Origin of the sequence: Flectobacillus sp. BAB-3569, assembly GCF_002270355.1 — a bacterium.
Lineage (GTDB): Bacteria > Bacteroidota > Bacteroidia > Cytophagales > Spirosomataceae > Flectobacillus > Flectobacillus roseus.
The window spans coordinates 1-1,405 of the sequence record NZ_NJFZ01000138.1 but is presented as its reverse complement, the minus strand read 5'-3'; the positions used below and the strand labels follow the sequence as shown (position 1 = coordinate 1,405).

Below are 1,405 nucleotides of genomic sequence, written 5' to 3'. Positions count from 1 at the left end.
CTGTTGATATGCTAGAATGTGTCTGTATTTCAACTTGGCGGTGGTTCTTTCTGTGAAAAAGCTTACAATACGCCAGCAACGGAGAGTATTGCTACAATCAAGGTGTTTTGAGATTGAAATTTCATTTTGCTATCAATTTAGAGTGGACTTTTGCCTGAGCGGTATTTGATCGGTATGAGCTGCCTTGAATTTTGCTATCAAAATTTGCTTAAAAGAGAGCTGCAGCAATTCCCTGGTCTTTCAATTTGCTATCAATTTTGCGAGTCGCACATTAAGAACTTTTCAAAGTCTTGTCGTACTGGGCAATCATTTTGCCATTGTAACCTACTTCGTAGATATAAGCATTGTCTATTGGGTCTTTAAAACCGCTCACAAGCTTACAAGCTGCTTTGAGGCGTTCGGAACTATTTCTACCAAAGATGATTAAATCGGATGCTCCTTTGATTGGAAGCCAAACACCGTTGGGTAATATGTACTTTAATTTCCATTTAACTACTGGTGCTGATGTTGTTGGTTGCATGGTCTTAGAAAGTTAGTTGTTGTTAGAAAGTTGTTGAATTTTTGTACATAGTCACTATTGGTTTTTACGCTCAACTTGCGATTAAAATATTGGGCTAATTGGGTAATATCCTTGATTTTATTCCCTTGACCACGTGGTACAACACCTGTCATTGGGTATTGAATCATAGTCAATTTGGCACGCTCAAGCTCTTTTTCGAATTCTATCTCTCTGAGTGATTTTTCGGCTTTTTTAGCCCATTGGAGCACTACTAAGAATCCTTGTTTTTGGTGTGTTCCGTAGTCTTTCGAGAAGTATTTTGTTGGGTGATATGCCTCTCTATCCTTACGAGCGTCAAAAGCTTGCTTTTTATCTGCCCAATACTGGAGAGTCATGCTATAAATCTGCCAGAATTCGAAGGTATTTTCCTTTGGATTCTCATTTTTAAAACCATTAAACACGTCTCTGTGGATCACTTTCTTGATTTCGGACTCAATTGGGGTATAGTTGCGTTGTGGGTAGAACACATCTTTCACATATTTCCAGAAGTTGTTTACAATCGTAGCCTTTTCAAGGTCAGTTAGACCCTTTGGCTCTGGTTTGGGTGCATTTTGGTAGCGAATCTTGTTTAGAGTTCCTTTACGGTAAGCTTCAAAACGTTCGTCTGAACTAATTAGTAAGTATTGGCGAGTTATGAGGTACGTCAGGACATGGTTGCTCTAGTATCTGCTGGTCATAAACATAAATGGGCTTTATCATAAAGTAGGTTTTGAGTAAAGTTGGGGTATTATCATATTTTTGCAAGATAACATTGTATTGATTACTACCTCATAATCAAAAACTTTTCACAGCTCCAATAAAAAAAGCCGAATCGGAATAATAATTTCCAATTCGGCTTTTGATGCA

At 37.9% G+C, this 1,405-nt stretch carries 2 protein-coding genes; both read right to left on the bottom strand.

Translation table 11 applies throughout. The features are described 5' to 3' along the window. Positions 1-271: 271 nt before the first annotated feature. Entirely contained in the window at positions 272-520 is a 249-nt protein-coding gene (locus tag BWI92_RS26725) for a hypothetical protein (protein ID WP_095168661.1), read from the bottom strand. After that, a complete protein-coding gene (locus tag BWI92_RS26720) occupies positions 493-1,035 on the bottom strand; it encodes a hypothetical protein (protein WP_095168659.1) in 543 nt (180 codons plus the stop codon). The genes BWI92_RS26725 and BWI92_RS26720 overlap by 28 nt, the downstream gene beginning before the upstream one ends. Positions 1,036-1,405: the final 370 nt, after the last annotated feature.